At 66.5% G+C, this 17,004-nt stretch carries 15 protein-coding genes; 9 read left to right on the top strand and 6 right to left on the bottom strand.

All coding sequences use genetic code 11. The features are described 5' to 3' along the window. Nucleotides 1-245: 245 nt before the first annotated feature. Nucleotides 246-914: a TetR/AcrR family transcriptional regulator gene (locus CXQ91_RS03470; RefSeq protein WP_374953617.1), complete on the bottom strand. Its 669-nt coding sequence runs from the start codon at nt 912-914 to the stop codon at nt 246-248. Between the two features lie 147 nt (nt 915-1,061). On the opposite strand from CXQ91_RS03470, the gene CXQ91_RS03465 reads away from it, so the two are divergent. From CXQ91_RS03465 to CXQ91_RS03435, 7 genes are all read left to right on the top strand, one after another. Beyond that, complete coding sequence (locus tag CXQ91_RS03465) at nt 1,062-2,669, top strand: carboxyl transferase domain-containing protein (protein ID WP_104172536.1); 1,608 nt, start codon at nt 1,062-1,064, stop codon at nt 2,667-2,669. 7 nt (nt 2,670-2,676) lie between these two features. Further along, nucleotides 2,677-4,893 carry a biotin carboxylase N-terminal domain-containing protein gene (locus CXQ91_RS03460; RefSeq protein WP_104172535.1) on the top strand — a complete coding sequence of 739 codons (2,217 nt, stop codon included), beginning with the start codon at nt 2,677-2,679 and terminating at the stop codon, nt 4,891-4,893. Between the two features lie 75 nt (nt 4,894-4,968). Beyond that, nucleotides 4,969-6,144, top strand: coding sequence for an acyl-CoA dehydrogenase family protein (locus CXQ91_RS03455; RefSeq protein WP_104172534.1), 1,176 nt, complete (start codon nt 4,969-4,971; stop codon nt 6,142-6,144). 48 nt (nt 6,145-6,192) lie between these two features. Then, on the top strand, nt 6,193-7,002 hold the full coding sequence (locus CXQ91_RS03450; RefSeq protein ID WP_104172533.1) for a CoA transferase subunit A: 810 nt from the start codon (nt 6,193-6,195) through the stop codon (nt 7,000-7,002). A gap of 2 nt (nt 7,003-7,004) precedes the next feature. Beyond that, nucleotides 7,005-7,772: a CoA transferase subunit B gene (locus CXQ91_RS03445; RefSeq protein WP_104172532.1), complete on the top strand. Its 768-nt coding sequence runs from the start codon at nt 7,005-7,007 to the stop codon at nt 7,770-7,772. Further along, nucleotides 7,769-8,317, top strand: a complete 549-nt coding sequence (locus CXQ91_RS03440; RefSeq protein WP_104172531.1) for a MaoC family dehydratase — start codon at nt 7,769-7,771, stop codon at nt 8,315-8,317. The genes CXQ91_RS03445 and CXQ91_RS03440 overlap by 4 nt, the downstream gene beginning before the upstream one ends. Before the next feature lie 2 nt (nt 8,318-8,319). Further along, nucleotides 8,320-9,153: a CoA ester lyase gene (locus CXQ91_RS03435; RefSeq protein WP_104172530.1), complete on the top strand. Its 834-nt coding sequence runs from the start codon at nt 8,320-8,322 to the stop codon at nt 9,151-9,153. Between the two features lie 115 nt (nt 9,154-9,268). On the opposite strand, the gene CXQ91_RS03430 is transcribed toward CXQ91_RS03435, so the two are convergent. The 4 genes from CXQ91_RS03430 to CXQ91_RS03415 all read right to left on the bottom strand — a co-directional run bounded on the left by CXQ91_RS03430 (nt 9,269) and on the right by CXQ91_RS03415 (nt 12,861). Continuing rightward, nucleotides 9,269-9,661 carry a universal stress protein gene (locus CXQ91_RS03430; protein WP_104172529.1) on the bottom strand — a complete coding sequence of 131 codons (393 nt, stop codon included), beginning with the start codon at nt 9,659-9,661 and terminating at the stop codon, nt 9,269-9,271. Between the two features lie 73 nt (nt 9,662-9,734). After that, complete coding sequence (locus CXQ91_RS03425; RefSeq protein WP_104172528.1) at nt 9,735-11,342, bottom strand: tripartite tricarboxylate transporter permease; 1,608 nt, start codon at nt 11,340-11,342, stop codon at nt 9,735-9,737. Next, complete coding sequence (locus CXQ91_RS03420) at nt 11,342-11,854, bottom strand: tripartite tricarboxylate transporter TctB family protein (RefSeq protein ID WP_104172527.1); 513 nt, start codon at nt 11,852-11,854, stop codon at nt 11,342-11,344. Before CXQ91_RS03420 ends, CXQ91_RS03425 begins: the two co-directional genes overlap by 1 nt. Further along, the gene (locus CXQ91_RS03415; RefSeq protein WP_104172526.1) at nt 11,851-12,861 is read right to left on the bottom strand and encodes a tripartite tricarboxylate transporter substrate binding protein; all 1,011 of its coding nucleotides are present in this window, start codon (nt 12,859-12,861) and stop codon (nt 11,851-11,853) included. The genes CXQ91_RS03420 and CXQ91_RS03415 overlap by 4 nt, the downstream gene beginning before the upstream one ends. Before the next feature lie 323 nt (nt 12,862-13,184). Between CXQ91_RS03415 and CXQ91_RS03410 the strand changes: the two genes are divergently transcribed. Further along, nucleotides 13,185-14,792, top strand: coding sequence for a sensor histidine kinase (locus CXQ91_RS03410; RefSeq protein ID WP_104172525.1), 1,608 nt, complete (start codon nt 13,185-13,187; stop codon nt 14,790-14,792). Next, nucleotides 14,789-15,466 carry a response regulator gene (locus tag CXQ91_RS03405; RefSeq protein WP_104172524.1) on the top strand — a complete coding sequence of 226 codons (678 nt, stop codon included), beginning with the start codon at nt 14,789-14,791 and terminating at the stop codon, nt 15,464-15,466. Before CXQ91_RS03410 ends, CXQ91_RS03405 begins: the two co-directional genes overlap by 4 nt. Before the next feature lie 2 nt (nt 15,467-15,468). Here CXQ91_RS03405 and CXQ91_RS03400 read toward each other — a convergent pair whose 3' ends face one another. Further along, the gene (locus CXQ91_RS03400; RefSeq protein WP_104172834.1) at nt 15,469-16,947 is read right to left on the bottom strand and encodes a lipase maturation factor family protein; all 1,479 of its coding nucleotides are present in this window, start codon (nt 16,945-16,947) and stop codon (nt 15,469-15,471) included. Nucleotides 16,948-17,004: the final 57 nt, after the last annotated feature.

Genomic DNA, 17,004 nt, shown 5'->3' with positions numbered 1-17,004 from the left:
ACCACAGCTGCCGGCTGTCCGTTCCGAGGGGAACGGGCAGCCGCCAGCTTTCTTGGGTCGCGCCCTTCTCGGGCCGCGGTTTTCCTGTGCCGCAGCCGGCGGGCGCGAGGGTCGGCTGTCGTAGGGCACTTTGATGTCGATTTACGACGGCGGCCCCACAGGTTTTCGGCGTGTCCGTGTCTAAGTGCCCCGGTTGGGCCGCGAGCCGGGGTGCCGAGGGGAACGAGCAGCCGGCAGCTGTGCGTCTACTCGCCGGGTACCGGGCTGGCCGTCACCAGGAGGGCCGCGAGGGCCATGCTCTCCAGCAGCGGCCGGGCGGACTTCACGGCGACGCGCCGGCCATGGCTGCGGACCGAGTGCGGCGTGGAGTTGATGAGTCCGAAAGCCGCATGGGCGCGCATCCGGAGTTCCGCAGTGTCCGTGCCCCCGTGCAACTCCTGCAGCACTTCAACCCACAGCTCCACGTAGTTGCGCTGCAGGGTGCGGACCTCGGCCTGGTCGTTGTCGGAGAGATTGCTGAAGTCGCGGTCCTGGACCCGGATGACGTCCGGGTTGCTCAGGGCGAAGTCAACGTGGAACTGAACCAGGCGAGCCAGCGCCGCAGCGGGGTCGCCGGCATCTGCCGCCACCCGGCGCCCGCCTTCCAGCAGTTCCTGGCTCACGCTGAGCAGCAGCGCCCCCAGGACCGCCTGCTTGCCGGCGAAATGACGGTAGACGGCGGGGCCGCTGACGCCTGCTGCGGCGCCCAGGTCCTCAAGCGAAACGCGGTTGAAGCCGTTAAGGGCAAAAAGGGTGGCGGCTGAGGACAGCAGCGCCTGGCGCCGGCTCTCTTTGGCCTGGCTGCGTTGGGTTGTCTGAACTCGCTGGTCCGCCGGGCCGCGCCCGCTCGCCTGGTCGCGCTCGATGATCGGCACATTTCCTCCTTGGAACTGCAAATCCTAGCAATGCAAGCGCGTGTTGGACATCACAGTTAATAGAGACTAACCTAAATCTCAGTTATGCGGTACTAACCGAATCGCTCAGGACGGCCTTGCCAGGGCGTCCGGGAACGGAAGCAGTCAATGGAGACAATCGCCAGCCTGGTGGACACCGGCAGCGCAGCCTACGCCACCAACCGGCAAGCCCAGCTGGCACTTGCAAACGAGCTGAAGGACAGGCTCGCCCAGGCAGCGCTCGGCGGTCCGGAGAAGTCCCGGGAACGGCATGTGGCCCGTGGAAAACTGCTGCCACGCGAGCGCATCGACCGGCTGCTCGACGACGGCAGCCCGTTCCTCGAAATCGCGCCGCTCGCGGCCACCGGGATGTACAACGACGATTCCCCGGGCGCCGGAGTGATTGCCGGGATCGGCCTGGTCCACGGTCGCCAGGTGCTGGTGATCTCCAATGACGCCACCGTTAAGGGCGGCACCTACTATCCGATGACGGTCAAGAAGCACCTCCGTGCGCAGGAGATCGCGCTGGAGAACCGGCTGCCGTGCATCTATCTGGTGGACTCGGGCGGTGCCTTCCTGCCGAAGCAGGATGAGGTCTTTCCGGACAAGGAGCACTTCGGCCGGATCTTCTTCAACCAGGCGAAGATGTCTGCCGCGAAGATCCCGCAGATCGCCTCCGTGATGGGGTCCTGCACCGCCGGCGGCGCCTACGTGCCCGCCATGAGCGACGAAACCGTCATCGTCCGCAACCAGGGCACCATCTTCCTGGGCGGTCCGCCGCTGGTGAAGGCCGCGATCGGCGAAATCGTCACGGCGGAGGAGCTCGGCGGCGGTGACGTCCACTCGAAAATCTCCGGCGTCACCGACCACCTGGCCGAGAACGATGAGCATGCCCTCCAGATCGTCCGGGACATCGTCTCCACCCTGCCGAAGCCGGCCGCCGCGGCCTGGGATATCGACACCGTGGTCGAACCGCTCGCGGACCCCGCCGAGCTCTACGGCGCCGTCCCCACGGACGTCAACGCCCAGTACGACGTCCGCGAGGTCATCGCGCGGCTGGTGGACGGCAGCCGCTTCCACGAGTTCAAGAAGAACTACGGCACCACCCTCGTCACCGGCTTCGCGAAGCTGCACGGCCACCCCGTGGGCATCGTGGCCAACAACGGGGTGCTCTTCAGCGAATCCTCGCTCAAGGGAGCCCACTTCATCGAGCTCTGCGACCAGCGCGGCATCCCGCTGGTCTTCCTGCAGAACCTCTCCGGATTTATGGTCGGCAAGGACTACGAGCAGGGCGGCATCGCGAAGAACGGAGCGAAGATGGTCACCGCCGTCGCCACCGCGCGCGTGCCCAAGCTGACCGTGGTGATCGGCGGATCCTTCGGCGCCGGCAATTACTCGATGTGTGGCCGTGCCTACTCGCCGCGTTTCCTGTGGATGTGGCCGGCCTCCCGGATCTCGGTGATGGGCGGCAACCAGGCCTCCAGCGTGCTCGCCACCGTCAAACGGGACCAGTACGAGGCCCGCGGCGAGGAATGGTCCGCCGAGGACGAGGAAGCGTTCAAGGCCCCCATCAAACAGCAGTACGAGGACCAGGGCAGCCCCTACTATTCCACCGCCCGCCTCTGGGACGACGGCGTGATCGACCCCGCGGACACCCGCACCGTCCTGGGACTGGCGCTCGACGTCGTCTCCCGCACCCCGCTGCCGGAGACCTCCTTCGGCCTTTTCCGGATGTGAGCCAGCCATGACCGATTCTTCGCCGACCATTCTTTCCACACCCCGGCAGAAGCCGCTGTTCAACACCGTCCTCGTTGCCAACCGCGGCGAAATCGCGTGCCGAGTGATCCGCACCCTGCGTGCCCTGGGCATCCGTTCGGTGGCGGTGTACAGCGACGCCGACGCCGGCGCCCGCCACGTGCGCGAAGCCGACGTCGCCGTACGGATCGGCCCGGCGGCCGCTTCCGAGAGCTACCTCAAGATCGAGGCCATCATCCAGGCCTGCCGCGAAACCGGCGCCGAAGCAGTGCACCCCGGCTACGGCTTCCTGAGCGAAAACGTCGACTTCGCCCGCGCCCTCGAAGCGGCCGGCATCACCTTCATCGGCCCCGGCGTGGAATCCCTGAACGTGATGGGCGACAAGATCCGCTCCAAGAACCATGTGACGGGCTACGGCGTCCCGGTTGTCCCGGGCGTTGCCGAGCCCGGGATGACGGACGCGCAGCTCATCGAGGCCGCAGCCGGCGTCGGGTTCCCGCTGCTGATCAAACCGTCCGCGGGCGGCGGCGGAAAGGGCATGCACGTTGTGGAACGCGCCGAGGAGCTGGAAGCCACGCTGGCCACCGCCCGCCGGGTCGCGGCGAGCGCGTTCGGCGACGACACCCTCTTCCTGGAGCGGCTCGTGCTCGCCCCGCGGCACATCGAGGTGCAGGTCCTGGCTGACAACCACGGCAACGTCATCCACCTGGGGGAGCGCGAGTGCTCGCTGCAGCGCCGCCACCAGAAAGTGATTGAGGAAGCACCGTCGCCGCTGCTGGATTCGCTGAACGACGGCGGCGCCACCCGGGCAAGGATCGGCGAAGCGGCCTGCCAGGCAGCCAGGAGCGTCCACTACAGCGGCGCCGGAACCGTGGAGTTCCTGGTCTCGGACAACGCCCCGGACGAGTTCTTCTTTATGGAGATGAACACCCGCTTGCAGGTGGAGCATCCGGTTACCGAGATGGTCACCGGGATCGACCTGGTCGAATGGCAGGTGCGGATCGCCGCCGGTGAGGAACTCACCGTCCGCCAGGACGACGTCGTGCTTACCGGCCATGCCGTGGAAGCACGCGTCTACGCCGAAATTCCGGAGCGGAACTTCCTGCCGTCCACCGGAACCGTGCGACTGCTGGACGAACTCCCCGCTTACGCAGAGGGCAAAGTCCGCGTGGACTCGGCGCTGCTCGAAGGCCTGGAGATCTCCTCCAGCTACGACCCGATGATCTCCAAGGTCATCGCCTGGGGAAAGGATCGCACGGCTGCCCTCGACACACTGGACGCGGCGCTCGCCGGGTACACCGCGCTGGGCGTGGACACCAACGTCGAATACCTGCGCCTGCTCATCAACGACGCCGACGTCCGCGCCGGCCGCCTGGACACCGGGCTGATCGAGCGAAAGATGCCGGACTTCGCCTTCCGCCGCGTAGGCGACTTCGAGGTTGTTGCCGCCGCCCTGTTCGTCGCAGCGCGCGAAGCGGAGCAGGAGAGGCACGAACCTCCCGCGGGGGTGTGGCAACGGAAAGACGGGTGGCGGCCCGGTGGGCACGCGCCGCGCAGGATCAGCCTGGGAACGTCCGACGGCGGTGTCGCCACGGTGGCGCTGCGACAGACGGCTGCAGGCGAGGGGGGAGCTGGTGAGCCTGCCGTGTCGGTGAACGGCGGCCCGTGGCGGACCGCCTCCGTGGACTTCTCAAGCCGCCGCCGTGCCGAGGTCACACTGGACGGGCAGACGAGGACCTACTCGTTTGCCCCGGTCTACAGCGGCCCCGCCACGCCGAACTGGAGCAACCCGGAGCCGGGCCTCCCCACGGAACTCTTCCTCGGCAACGACGGCTGGTCGTGCCGGCTCGAGGTCCTCACCCGCGAGACACGGCTGGCCCGCGTCGTTGCAGCGATCCAGCGTGAGGAAGGCGCGGCCGACCCCCAAGTCCGCTCACCCATGCCGGGGACAGTGGTGTCCGTCTCCGTCAGCGACGGCGACCACGTGGATGAAGGACAGGTGCTCCTTTCCGTGGAGGCCATGAAAATGGAACACCAGTTGGTGGCTCCCCAGGACGGGACGGTGCACATCAGCGCGAAGGCAGGCGACCTGGTCAAGGCAGACCAGGTGCTGGCCACTGTCCACGTATCCGGCCCGCCCGTGGCGGAGGACGCAGCGGAGGACGCGGTGGAGGAATCCGTCATCGCCATGGGCACGGGAGACTAGCCCGCCCGCCCCGCAACAAAACCATTCACCCCACCCAACAGACCCGTGACAAAGTCAAGACAAGGAAGTCCCAACATGGCTGATTTTGAGCTCAGCGAGGAATACCAGGACCTCAGCAACACCGTCCGCGAATTCGCCGACGAAGTGGTGGCCCCGGTTTCCGCAAAACACGACGAGGAACACAGCTTCCCGTACGAGGTCGTCTCCAAGATGGCCGACATGGGCCTCTTCGGCCTCCCCTTCCCGGAAGAATTCGGCGGCATGGGCGGGGACTACTTCGCGCTGGCCCTGGCGCTGGAGCAGCTGGGCCGGGTGGACCAGTCCGTGGCCATCACCCTGGAAGCCGGCGTCTCCCTTGGCGCCATGCCCGTGTACCGGTTCGGCACCGACGCCCAGAAGGAGGAATGGCTGCCGTCCCTGGCTTCCGGCAAGGCGCTCGCCGGCTTCGGCCTGACGGAACCGGAAGCAGGTTCAGATGCGGGCGGGACCAAGACCACTGCCCGGCTCGAGGTCGTCGGAGGCGAAAAGACCTGGATCATCAACGGCAACAAGGAGTTCATCACCAACTCCGGCACCGACATCACCCGCCTGGTTACCGTGACGGCCGTAACCGCCAAGCATGAGCGCAAGGACGGCAGCATCAAGAAGGAAATCTCCACCATCCTGGTGCCCACCGACACGCCCGGGTTCAAGGCGGAGAAGGCGTATAACAAGGTGGGCTGGAACGCCTCGGACACGCACCCGCTCACGCTCAAGGACGTCCACGTCCCTGAGGCGAACCTCCTCGGCGAGCAGGGCCGCGGCTACGCGAACTTCCTCTCCATCCTGGACGAGGGCCGCATCGCCATCGCAGCCTTGGCCACGGGGGCGGCGCAGGGCTGCGTGGACCTGTCCGTGAAATACGCCAAGGAACGCAGCGCCTTCGGCCACAACATCGGCAAATACCAGGCCATCGCCTTCAAGATTGCCCGCATGCAGGCCCGCGCCCACACGGCACGCCTGGCGTACTACGACGCCGCCGCGCGCATGCTTGCCGGGAAGCCGTTCAAGACCCAGGCGGCCATCGCTAAGATGGTCGCAGGTGAGGCAGCCATGGACAACGCGCGGGACGCCACCCAGGTGTTCGGCGGCTATGGCTTCATCAACGAATTCACTGTGGCACGCCACTACCGCGACTCCAAGATCCTTGAAGTGGGGGAGGGCACCACCGAGGTGCAGCTGATGCTGATTGCCCGCGAACTCGGCCTTTAGCACCCCGCCCGGGAGCAAATCAGCGCGCGTAACCAGGAAGGATCGACGATGATTGACAAGGTTGTTGCCAGCGCCGAGGCCGCGGTGGCCGACATCCCCGACGGCGCGTCACTCGCCGTCGGAGGTTTCGGACTGTGCGGCATTCCCGTGGCCCTGATCGATGCACTGCACCGGCACGGAACCCGGGACCTGGAAACCGTCAGCAACAACTGCGGCGTCGACGACTGGGGGCTGGGGATCCTGCTGAAGGACGGCCGGATCCGCCGCACCATCAGCTCCTATGTCGGGGAGAACAAGGAATTCGCCCGGCAGTACCTTTCCGGCGAACTCGAGGTGGTGCTGACCCCGCAGGGGACGCTCGCGGAGAAACTGCGCGCCGGCGGCGCAGGCATCCCGGCGTTCTACACGCCGGCCGGCGTGGGTACCCAGGTGTCCGACGGCGGCCTGCCGCAGAAGTACGACGCCGACGGCGGCATCGCCATCGCCTCCGCGCCCAAGGAAGTCCGCACCTTCAACGGCGCCGACTATGTGCTGGAGGAATCGCTGACCCCGGATTTCGGCCTCGTTCACGCGTGGAAGGGCGACCGGCACGGAAACCTCGTCTTTCACGCCACGGCCATGAACTTCAACCCGCTGTGCGCCATGGCCGGACGGATCACCATCGCGGAGGTCGAGGAGCTGGTGGAGCCCGGCGAGCTGGATCCGGAGCACGTCCACGTTCCCGGCATCTTTGTCCAACGGGTGGTCGTCGCGCCCCAGGGGGAGAAGCGCATTGAGAAGCGGACGGTCGCAGTGGCCGCCGCCGGCAACCCCTCCCGGGGGACTGGCCAGCAAGCAACTGAGCAGGCAGGAGCATAGCCGTGGAATCGAACACCACACCGGGAGCCCCGCCCCGCCCCGAGGCCGTCCGCCACGAATACCGGCGGTCCGCCGTCGGGCATCCCGAGGACACCGGTCCGGAGACCAAAGGCTGGACCCGCAATGAACTGGCCGCACGCGTGGCCCTGGAACTTCACAACGGGCAGTACGTCAACCTCGGTATCGGGATGCCGACGCTGATCCCGAACTACATTCCGGCCGGCGTCGAAGTGGTCCTGCACTCGGAAAACGGCATCCTCGGCGTCGGGCCGTACCCCGGCGAGGACCAGGTGGATCCGGACCTGATCAACGCCGGCAAGGAAACCGTCACAGTCAACAACGGCGCCGCGTTCTTCGACTCCGCAGCCTCGTTCGGCATGATTCGGGGCGGGCACGTGGACGTGGCCGTGCTGGGGGCCATGGAAGTGGCGCAGAACGGCGACCTGGCCAACTGGATGATCCCCGGCAAGATGGTCAAGGGTATGGGCGGTGCCATGGACCTGGTGTTCGGGGCCAAAAAGGTGATCGTGATGATGGAGCACGTGGACCGCAACGGAAATCCGAAAATCGTGGAAAAGTGCACGCTGCCGCTGACCGGCAAAGGGTGCGTGGACCGGATCATCACCGACCTCGCCGTCATCGACGTGGTCACCGAGGGCAGCTCGTCCCGGCTGGTACTGAGGGAGCTGGCTCCCAACGTCACGGCCGAAGACGTCGCCGCGGCCACCGGCGCCGAGCTCTTCGAGGAAGACCAGGAACTGACCGTATGACGGCGGACCCGGAAGGTACGCCCCGCGTGATTGAACAGCGCGGCCTCTACTTCGACGAATTGGAAGAAGGAGTTGTCTACGCCCACCGGCCGGGCCGGACGGTCACCGAAACCGACAATGTCCTCTTCACCACCATGACCATGAACACCCAGGCGCTGCACCTCGACGCGGCCTGGAGCGCCGGGCAGCCTTTCGGCCAGCGGCTGATGAACTCGATGTTCACGCTGGCCACGGTGGTGGGGCAGTCCGTGCCGCAGCTGACGCAGGGGACCATCATCGCGCAGCTGGGACTGACCGATGTGTCCTTTCCGCACCCGCTGTACCACGGTGACACCCTGTACACGGAGACCGTCATCACGGGCAAACGGCTGTCGTCCTCGAGGCCCGGGCAGGGAATCGTGACCATGCAGCACACAGGCCGGAACCAGGACGGCGTGGTGGTGGCACTGGCCACACGCAGTTGCCTGATGTGGACGCGGGAGGCGCACGCAGCTGCCGGGGAAGAAACCGGGCAGAAAGAAAGCGCCGAAAAGAGGACAATCTAAGCATGACTTTCCTGATGGGTCCCGCCCTGCTGTTCTGTCCCGCCGACCGTCCCGAGCGTTACCAGAAGGCCGCTGAGCGTTCCGACGCCGTGATCGTGGACCTGGAGGACGCCGTCGCGCCGGCTGACAAGCAGCGTGCCCGCGGCGCCATCCTCGCCCAGCTTGGTGCCACCGGCGACGTTCCGGAGCTGGATCCGAGCCGCACCATCATCAGGATCAACCCGGCCGGAACGGACGAGTTCGAGAAGGACCTGCACTGCCTCAAGCACACCCCGTACCGCCACGTGATGCTGGCCAAGGCCGAAAACCCCGGCCAGCTCAAGGCGCTCGAGGGCTACAGCGTCATTGCGCTGTGCGAGACGGCCGCCGGAATACTCAACGCCGCCGCCATCGCCGCCGAACCCAACGTGGTGGGCCTGATGTGGGGTGCCGAGGACCTGCTCGCTTCCCTCGGCGGGACCTCCAGCAGGAACGACGACGGCGGCTACCGGGCAGTGGCGCTGCACGCCAGGTCCACCGTGCTGCTGGCGGCCGGGGCCTTCGGCAAAGAGGCCATCGATTCGGTGTACGTCAACATTCCCGACCTCGAAGGGCTGGCCGCCGAGTCACGCGACGCCGTTGCCTCGGGATTCGGTTCCAAGGCCTGTATCCACCCCAACCAGGTTGCCGTCGTCCGGGGCGCCTATGCTCCCGCGGAATCGGACGTCGCCGCGGCCAAAGAGCTCCTGGAGGCTGCCGCTGCGGCCGGGAGCGGCGTGTTCCAGTTCAACGGAAAAATGATCGACGGGCCCATCCTGAAGCACGCGGAATCCACCCTGCGGCGGGCAGTCCACTAAGGCAGCCCGCTAGGGAGCGCCGACGGGAACAGGCAGTTAGGTAATACCAGTGCTGAACCAAAGCAGAGGCCGGGAGTCGTAAGACTCCCGGCCTCTGCTTGTTCAGCTGTATCGCTTAGCCCGCCTTCACCGCCAGCACCGGGCAGTCCGCTTCCAGGAGTATCCGCTGGGAGGTGCTGCCCATGATCAGCTTGCCGACGGGGGTGCGCCGCCGCAGCCCGATCACAATCAGGTCGGCCTGGTGTGCCTCCGCCGCCTCCAGGACCTCAATGGCGGCGTCGTGGCCGCGAACCGGCTGGAGGATGATGTGCTCGATGCCCTCCTTGCCGAGACGCTGGTCGATCCCCTCGATTTCGGTTTCCCCGGCATAGCGCTTGTCCACCAGGGCGTCGCCCCGGGAGGAATTGATGACCACCAGTTTGGACTGCGCCTTCCGTGCCTCCTTGATGGCCTGGTCAAAGGCGGCTTCGCCCTCTGGTGTTGGAACGTAGCCCACAACGATGGTCATGGTGTCTCCTTTTCGTCTGTGTTATCTGTGCTTCCAGATTGGTGTGTTCCGGTGGTGGGCTGTGCCTGGGGAACTAGCCGTCGCCGTCACCGTCGCTGGGCTCGCCGCCGCTGCGGGAGCTGTGGCTGTGGCTGCCGGTGGCGTCCCGTGGCGCTGACGAGCCGGACGTCACCGGGATGCCCGCAGGTGTGGCAGCCGGGCGGTTGCGCCGGTACAGCTTGAACAGGAGGGGCCACAGCAGGATGAGCGCGATGAGGATGTAGATTCCGACGGCGATCGGCTCGCTCCAGAGGCCAGCGGGGTCGCCCGCGCTGAGCTGCAGCGTCTTCCGCAGCTGGCCTTCGATCCGCGGCCCCAGGATCACGCCAAGGATGAGCGGCAGCACGGGGAGCCCGAAGCGGCGCATCATGAACCCCAGGGCGCCGAGCGCCAGCAGGATGACCAGGTCGAATGCCTGAAGGTTCACCGAGTAGGCGCCCAACGTGGCGAAGAACAGGATCCCTGCGTAGAGGTAGGGCCTGGGCAGCTGCAGGAGCTTGGCCCACAGCGGTGCCAGCGGCAGGTTGATGAGCAGGAGCAGGAAGTTGCCGATGAACAGGCTCGCGATCAGGGCCCACACCAGCGGCCCCTGGCTTGCGAACAGCTGCGGCCCCGGCTGGATGCCGTAGGAAGTGAACGCTGCCAGCATCACGGCGGCAGTGGCGTTGGTGGGCAGGCCCAGGGCAAGCAGGGGTGTCATGGTGCCGGCGGCGGCAGCGTTGTTCGCTGCTTCGGGCCCGGCCACACCCTCGATGGCGCCGTGGCCGAACTCCTCGGGGTGCTTGCTGAGGCGCTTCTCGGTCACATAGGAGAGGAATGTGGGGATCTCGGCCCCGCCGGCCGGAAGCGCGCCGAAGGGGAAACCGAACGCCGTTCCGCGGAGCCAGGGCTTCCAGGACCGTTTCCAGTCCTTCTTGCCCATCCACGGACGGCCTACCGGTATGACCTGCAGCGGGTTGCGGCGCAGGTGCGCGGCAACCCACAGTGCCTCGCCCACGGCGAAGATGGCCACTGCAACCACCACGATGTCCAGGCCGTCAGCCAGCAGGGGCTGGCCGAACGTGAGCCGGCGCTGGCCCGTCACGGAGTCGATGCCCACCAGGCCAATTGCAAGCCCCAGGCCCAGGGCGGCAAAGCCTCTCAGCCTGGATGATCCAAGGACGGCGGTCACCGCCAGGAGTGCAAGCACCATAATGGCAAAGTAGCTCGGCGAGCCAAGGCTGACGGCAAACTTCACCACGATCGGCGCGCAGACTGCGAGCAGGGCGGTGCCGATGGTGCCGGCCACGAAGGAGCCGATGGCCGCTGTCGCCAGGGCCTGCGCGGCCCTTCCGGCTTTCGCCATCTTGTTGCCTTCAATGGCTGTGACCACCGAGGAGGATTCGCCCGGCGTATTAAGCAGGATGGAGGTGGTGGAGCCGCCGTACATGCCGCCGTAGTAGATGCCGGCGAACATAATGAAGGCGCTGGTGGGCTCCAAGGCGTAGGTGACCGGGAGCAGCAGGGCAACGGTCATGGCCGGACCCAGGCCCGGGAGTACACCGACGGCGGTGCCAAGAAGCACTCCGATGACGGCGTAGAGGAAATTCATGGGGGTCAGGGCGGTGGCGAAGCCGTCCATCAGGGAGGAGAAGACATCCATCAGAGAACCCCTTCCAGGAGGCCGGCGGGCAGCGGAATACCGAGGCCCAGGTAAAAGCCGTAGAAGGTCAGCACGGAGAGGGCCAAGGCAATGATGCCGTCACGGATGTAGTGTCGGCTTCCCAAGGCCCACGCGCTGCCCCAGAACAGGACGGTTCCGGAGATCACCCATCCTGCCCAGTCGATGAGCAGGATGTTGGCGACGAAGGCTCCCACCAGGGGCAGGACGGTCTTCCAGTCGGCGGGATGCGTGAGGTCCACGTCCTCCCCGCCTTCGGCTTCGCCCTGCCCGCCGCGCAGCACGTTGACTGCCAACATGATCGCGCAGACGATCAGCAAACCGGCCACGAGGTACGGCAGGGTCTTTGGTCCCACCGGATCCGACTGGGAGTACGGGGTTACCAAGGCAATGGCGTCCACGAGGACCAGGACGCCCGCCGCTCCGAGCAGGAGGGCTACCCCCAGCTCGGAGCGGCCTTTGAGCCGCGAGGCCAAAGTTGGTGAAGAGCTCACGTCAGGCCAAGCTTCGTGAGGACGTCCGCCACCCGCTTGTCCTGCTCGGTCAGGAACGTCTTGAACTCATCGCCCGTGAGGAACGCATCGGACCAGCTGTGCGTTTTGAGGGCTTCCTTCCAGGCCTCGGTGCCGTGCATCTTTTCGAGGGCCGAAATGAGCTTGGCCTTGTCGGCGTCGCTGATTCCCGGAGGGGCCACCATGCCGCGCCAGTTGGTGAACACCAGGTCGATGCCGGACTCCTTCAGGGTGGGTGCATCCACGCCGTCCAGCCGTTCCTCGCCGCTGGTTGCCAGCACGCGGACCTCGCCGGATTGAATCTGCTGCAGGTATTCGCCGGCGCCGGAGGCCGCGAAGCCCACCTTGTTGCCCAGGATGGCCGGCAGGAGGTCTCCGCCGCCGTCGTAGGAGACGAAGTTCACCTTGGTGGCGTCGATTCCCACGGCTCCGGCGAGCTGCATGGGCAGCAGGTGGTCGGGGCCGCCCGGGGAGGAGCCTCCGCCCACGCTGATGGAGCCGGGGTTGGCCTTCCAGGCGGTCACCAGGTCATCGATGGTCTTGTAGGGCGAATCCTTGTTGACCATGATGGCGCCGGGCTCTTCAATGAGCTTGGCCAGCGGCGTGGTGTCTGTCAGCTTGGATTCGGACTTGTTGGTGTAGCTCGCGCCCACCACGCCCAGCCCCATGAGCATGGCGAGGTCGCCGTTGCCCTTTTCGTTGACGATGCGGGCCAGGCCCACAGTTCCGCCTGCGCCGGCGAGGTTGAACACTTCGGTGTTGGTGGCGACCTTCTCGTCGTCGAGAACCTTGGCCGCGACGCGGGCAGTTGTGTCGTAGCCGCCGCCGGGGGTGTTGGGGACCATGATCTGGAGGCCGGTCAGCGGGCCGGCAGGGGCGCCGGAGGTGGCACCGCCGGTGGAGCTCTTTCCCGTGGCACCGCAGCCGGTGGCCATCAGGGCGATACCGGCGGCGACGGCGGCAATTCGCAATGCGCGGATCTGGCGCATGGTGTTCCTCTTCTCAGTAAAGTTCTCGGTAAAACAGGTCAGCAAAACTGACTGGTGATTTGATGCTAGGCCCGAAAGTGACGGGCATCACTCTTGTGTACGCAGAGAAAGTTAAGTTCATTTCGTTCACGTTTCCGGTTCTCAACCGTCGCGGAGCCTGCCCTGGAAACCGACCGGGTACCGGCATTCCGGGGTGGGGTATAGTTCAGCGCATCGCGGCGGATCGGGAGCCCCGCGCACGCACTCCGGCCTCTGGTTTCACGAAGCCGGCTGAACCGGCACTCAGAAAATAGGAAAGACGGCACGTGACTCGACGAAGAGGAATGTCCCTCGCCGGGCAATACCTGGTCCTGCAGTTGTTGATTGTCCTGGCCGTCCTTGTGGCCGTCGTCGCCATCTCCCTGGCACAGTCCGCTGCGGCCTTTGAACGGATCGAAGGCCGCCGCGCCCTGTCGGCCGCGGAAGCGCTGGGCAACAACCCCACCGTCCGTGCACTGCTGCCTTCGGCCGAATCGCGCGGCGGCTCTGCCCTGCCGGCGGTCGCGGAGTCGGTCCGCACCGTCTCCGGATCCGCGCAAGTGGCCCTTGCCAGATTGGACCGCACGGTAGTGGCCTCTTCGGACCCCGGAATGCTGGGCCGTCCGCTGGAGCTGGGCGAGAGCCACGTGATGGAGGGGCGGGCGTGGACCGGCGTGGTGGACGGCAATGCCGCCCCGGTACTGTCCGCCCACGTCCCGGTCCTCGACGACGCCGGAAAAATGATCGGCATCGCCTCCATCAGCCGGGACTACCCGTCCACCTGGGAGCGGCTGGGTGACGCCGTACCCAACCTGCTCACATATCTGGGAGTGGCCAGCGTGTTGGGCGTGGCAGGCTCGCTGCTGCTGTCCCGCCGCGTCAAGCGGCAGACCCTGGGCATGGAACCCAGCGAAATCACCGGGCTGGTGGAGAACCGCGAGGCCATGCTGCATGGGCTGAAGGAGGGGGTGGTGGCTCTCGACCCGCACGAACGCATCACCGTGGCCAATGACAGTGCCCGCGAACTGCTGGGCCTGCCCGCGGACTGCGTAGGCAAGGTCCTGGCGGTCCTGCCGGTGGACCCTGCGCTGAAGGACGTCCTGACCCGGGAGCAGCCAGGTCCGGACCAGCTGGTGCTGGTGGGCGAGCGCCTGGTGGTGCTGAACCGCGTGCCCATCCGTTCCCGCGGCCGCGACATCGGCTCCGTCACCACCCTGCGAGACCGGACCGAACTCTCGTCCTTGGAGCGCGAACTGGGCGCCACCCGGACCGCCACCGATACCCTGCGCGCGCAGGCCCATGAGTTCGCCAACCAGCTGCACGTCATTTCCGGCCTGATCCAGATCGGCGAGTACGATTCCGTGGTGCAGTTCGTTAATGGCGCCACCCTGGACCGGACCAGGCTCAATGATGAGGTGACCAGCCGCATCCAGGACCCGGCGCTGGCTGCCCTGCTGATCGCCAAGTCCAGCCTCGCCACAGAGCGGGGAGTCACCCTCCAGCTTGACCCGCAGTCTGCGCTGGAGCGGGTTGACGACGAGCTCGCCCGGGACCTGACAACTGTGGTGGGTAACCTCGTGGACAACGCCCTCGACGCCGTCACGGGGGCCGCGGAGGCGACTGTCCGGGTCCTCGTCGAGGACAGTCCCGAGGAAGTGGTGGTTACTGTCCGGGACACCGGCCCGGGCATCGATGCTGCGGCTACCGAAGAAATCTTCCGGCAGGGCTTCACCACCAAAAAGCCGGGACCCGCGGGCGGCAGGGGCTTTGGCCTGGCGCTTTCGCGTGTCGTGTGCCGGCGCAGCGGCGGAGAGCTTGCCGTGGCAAACGACGGCGGTGCGGTCTTCACCGCACGATTGAAAAGGGCGCCGCTGAAACGGATGCCAGGCAAAGGAAAGGTGGCCAAGCCATGATCAATGTCCTGATCGTCGACGACGACTTCATGGTGGCCAAAGTCCATGCCGGCTTTATCCAGCGCACGCCGGGATTCGCCGTCGTGGGGGTTGCGCACACCGGAGCCCAGGCCATGGTGGAAACCGCCCGCCTGCAGCCTGACCTGGTCCTGCTGGACATCCACCTGCCCGATATCAACGGGCTGGACCTCATGACCAGGCTCCGCGAGGCGGCGCCTGAACTGGACGTGCTGGTGATCAGTGCCGCCCGAGAGGTGGAGACAGTCCGCCGTGCGCTGCGGGGCGGGATTGTCCACTACCTGATCAAGCCGTTCTCGCAGACAGACTTGCAGGAACGCCTTGAGCACTACCGCAGCGCCTACCAGGGCCTGGACCTCGCCAAGGACGTTGCTGAGCAATCGGACGTCAACCGGGTCTTCGGGCTGGAAAGCGCCGAACGCACCGAGCCCCACCTTCCCAAAGGCTGCAGCCCCGAAACCCTCAAGCGCGTGGTGGACGTGCTCAACTCCGCCGAGGCGGACCTGTCGGCCGCCGAAGTGGCCGATCTGCTGGGCACGTCCCGGGTCAGTGCCCGCAGGTACCTCGAATACCTCCACGACGAGTCCAGGGTGGAGGTGCGGCTCAAGTACGGTGCAGGCCGTCCCGAGCGCCGCTACGCCCTGAAGCCTGTGTAACATCAGCGCCGTCGGTGCCCCGGTGGGAGGGACAGCGGCGGGATGGCTTCATACAGCAGGGTCCGGATCCAGCGCTGGCCTGTTTCGCGGTATTCCGCACGGCTCGCGAAGCGGTAGAGGTAGCTGTGCACACGCACCCACCGGGGGCGGGCGCCGTCGAACGGGTCCTGGCGCAGGAGCCGGAGCACCGGCTCGTCAGCTTCCAGCAGCTTGGCCAGGAAGGCGTAGAACCACTCCTCGTGGACGGTGCGAAGGGGCAGGAACCACATAAGCCAGTCCAGCCGGAGGTGATACGGGGCCCATTGGCGCGGCAGCCGGCGGACGTCGCCGGGCTTTCCCCGGAAACCGTACTCCCGCCAGTCGGAATCGTCGTCGGGTTCGGCGTCGAGGGTCCCTTCCACCACGATCTCGATCCGCATTTTGGTCACGGTGCCGAAGGCCCCGTACGTGTTGCCCAGCTGCCAGCGGTTGAAGCTGGCGTTCATGAGCTGCCGGTGCTGGAGGAGGTTCCGGACAGGCCAGTAGCTGAGGACCAGCAGGAGCAGCGTCACGGCGAGGACGACGGCGAGCCACCACACCGGGGTCTGCGCACCGCCGGTGCCCGCGCCGGAACCGGATGCGTGCCAGTCCAACGGGATAACGGGCAGCACAGCGTGGGCCACCGGATCACTGATGGCCGCGAAGGCCAGCAGGATGGCCATCCAGTTGAGCCAGGCAAAGTTCCCGCTCGCCACGAGCCACAGCTGGGTAAAGATGACGATGCCCGCGGCGATGCTGGCCAGCGGCTGCGGGGCGAAGAGGAAGAACGGGACCACCAGCTGAGCGAAATGGTTGCCCAGGACCTCCATCCGGTGCAGGGGCTTGGGGAGCAGGTGCGCCTGGCGGCTTAACGGTCCGGGCATCGGCTGGGTCTCGTGGTGGTAGTACAGGGCGGTCAGGTCGCGCCATTCGCTGCCTCCGCGGATCTTGATCATTCCGGCACCGAACTCAAGCCTGAACAGCAGCCACGCCAGCAGGATCAGGATGGTCCGTGGCGGGGGAGTCTGGTCCGAACCCAGGAACGCCACAATGAACCCGGCTTCAAGCAACAGCATTTCCCAGCCGAACCCGTAGAATGTCTGGCCCACGTTCACGATCGACATGTACAGCAGCCACAGGGACAGGAACGCGATCATTGGCAGCCATGGCGGCCCGATCTGGGGGAGCCCCGCTACGATCGTGGCCGCGATGGCCATGCCGCTCCAGCAGACCCACCGCAGCAGGCGGTCCGAGTAGAGCCAGAGGAACAGGCTGGGCCGCCGGCGCCGCCTGAAGCTGTCCACGTAGTCGGGGACCGGGAGCAGGCCGCGCTCGCCGAGCAGCGCGGGGAACTGGTTGAGGCAGGAGAGGAACGCCACGAAGAAGATCGTGGCAATGCCGCGCTGCAGCACCTGCCGGGCGAGCTCATACTCCGGCGCGTCGAACCATGCGGTCCACTCCACGTTGTTCACGTTACGCCTGCCGTCCGCGGCGTCAATGCACCGCAGCACTAGGATCGA

It is taken from the genome of Arthrobacter sp. Y81 (genome assembly GCF_002929335.1).
Classification (GTDB): domain Bacteria; phylum Actinomycetota; class Actinomycetes; order Actinomycetales; family Micrococcaceae; genus Arthrobacter.
Note: the sequence above shows the minus strand (reverse complement) of the source record. Positions and strands in the feature narration are given on the sequence as shown.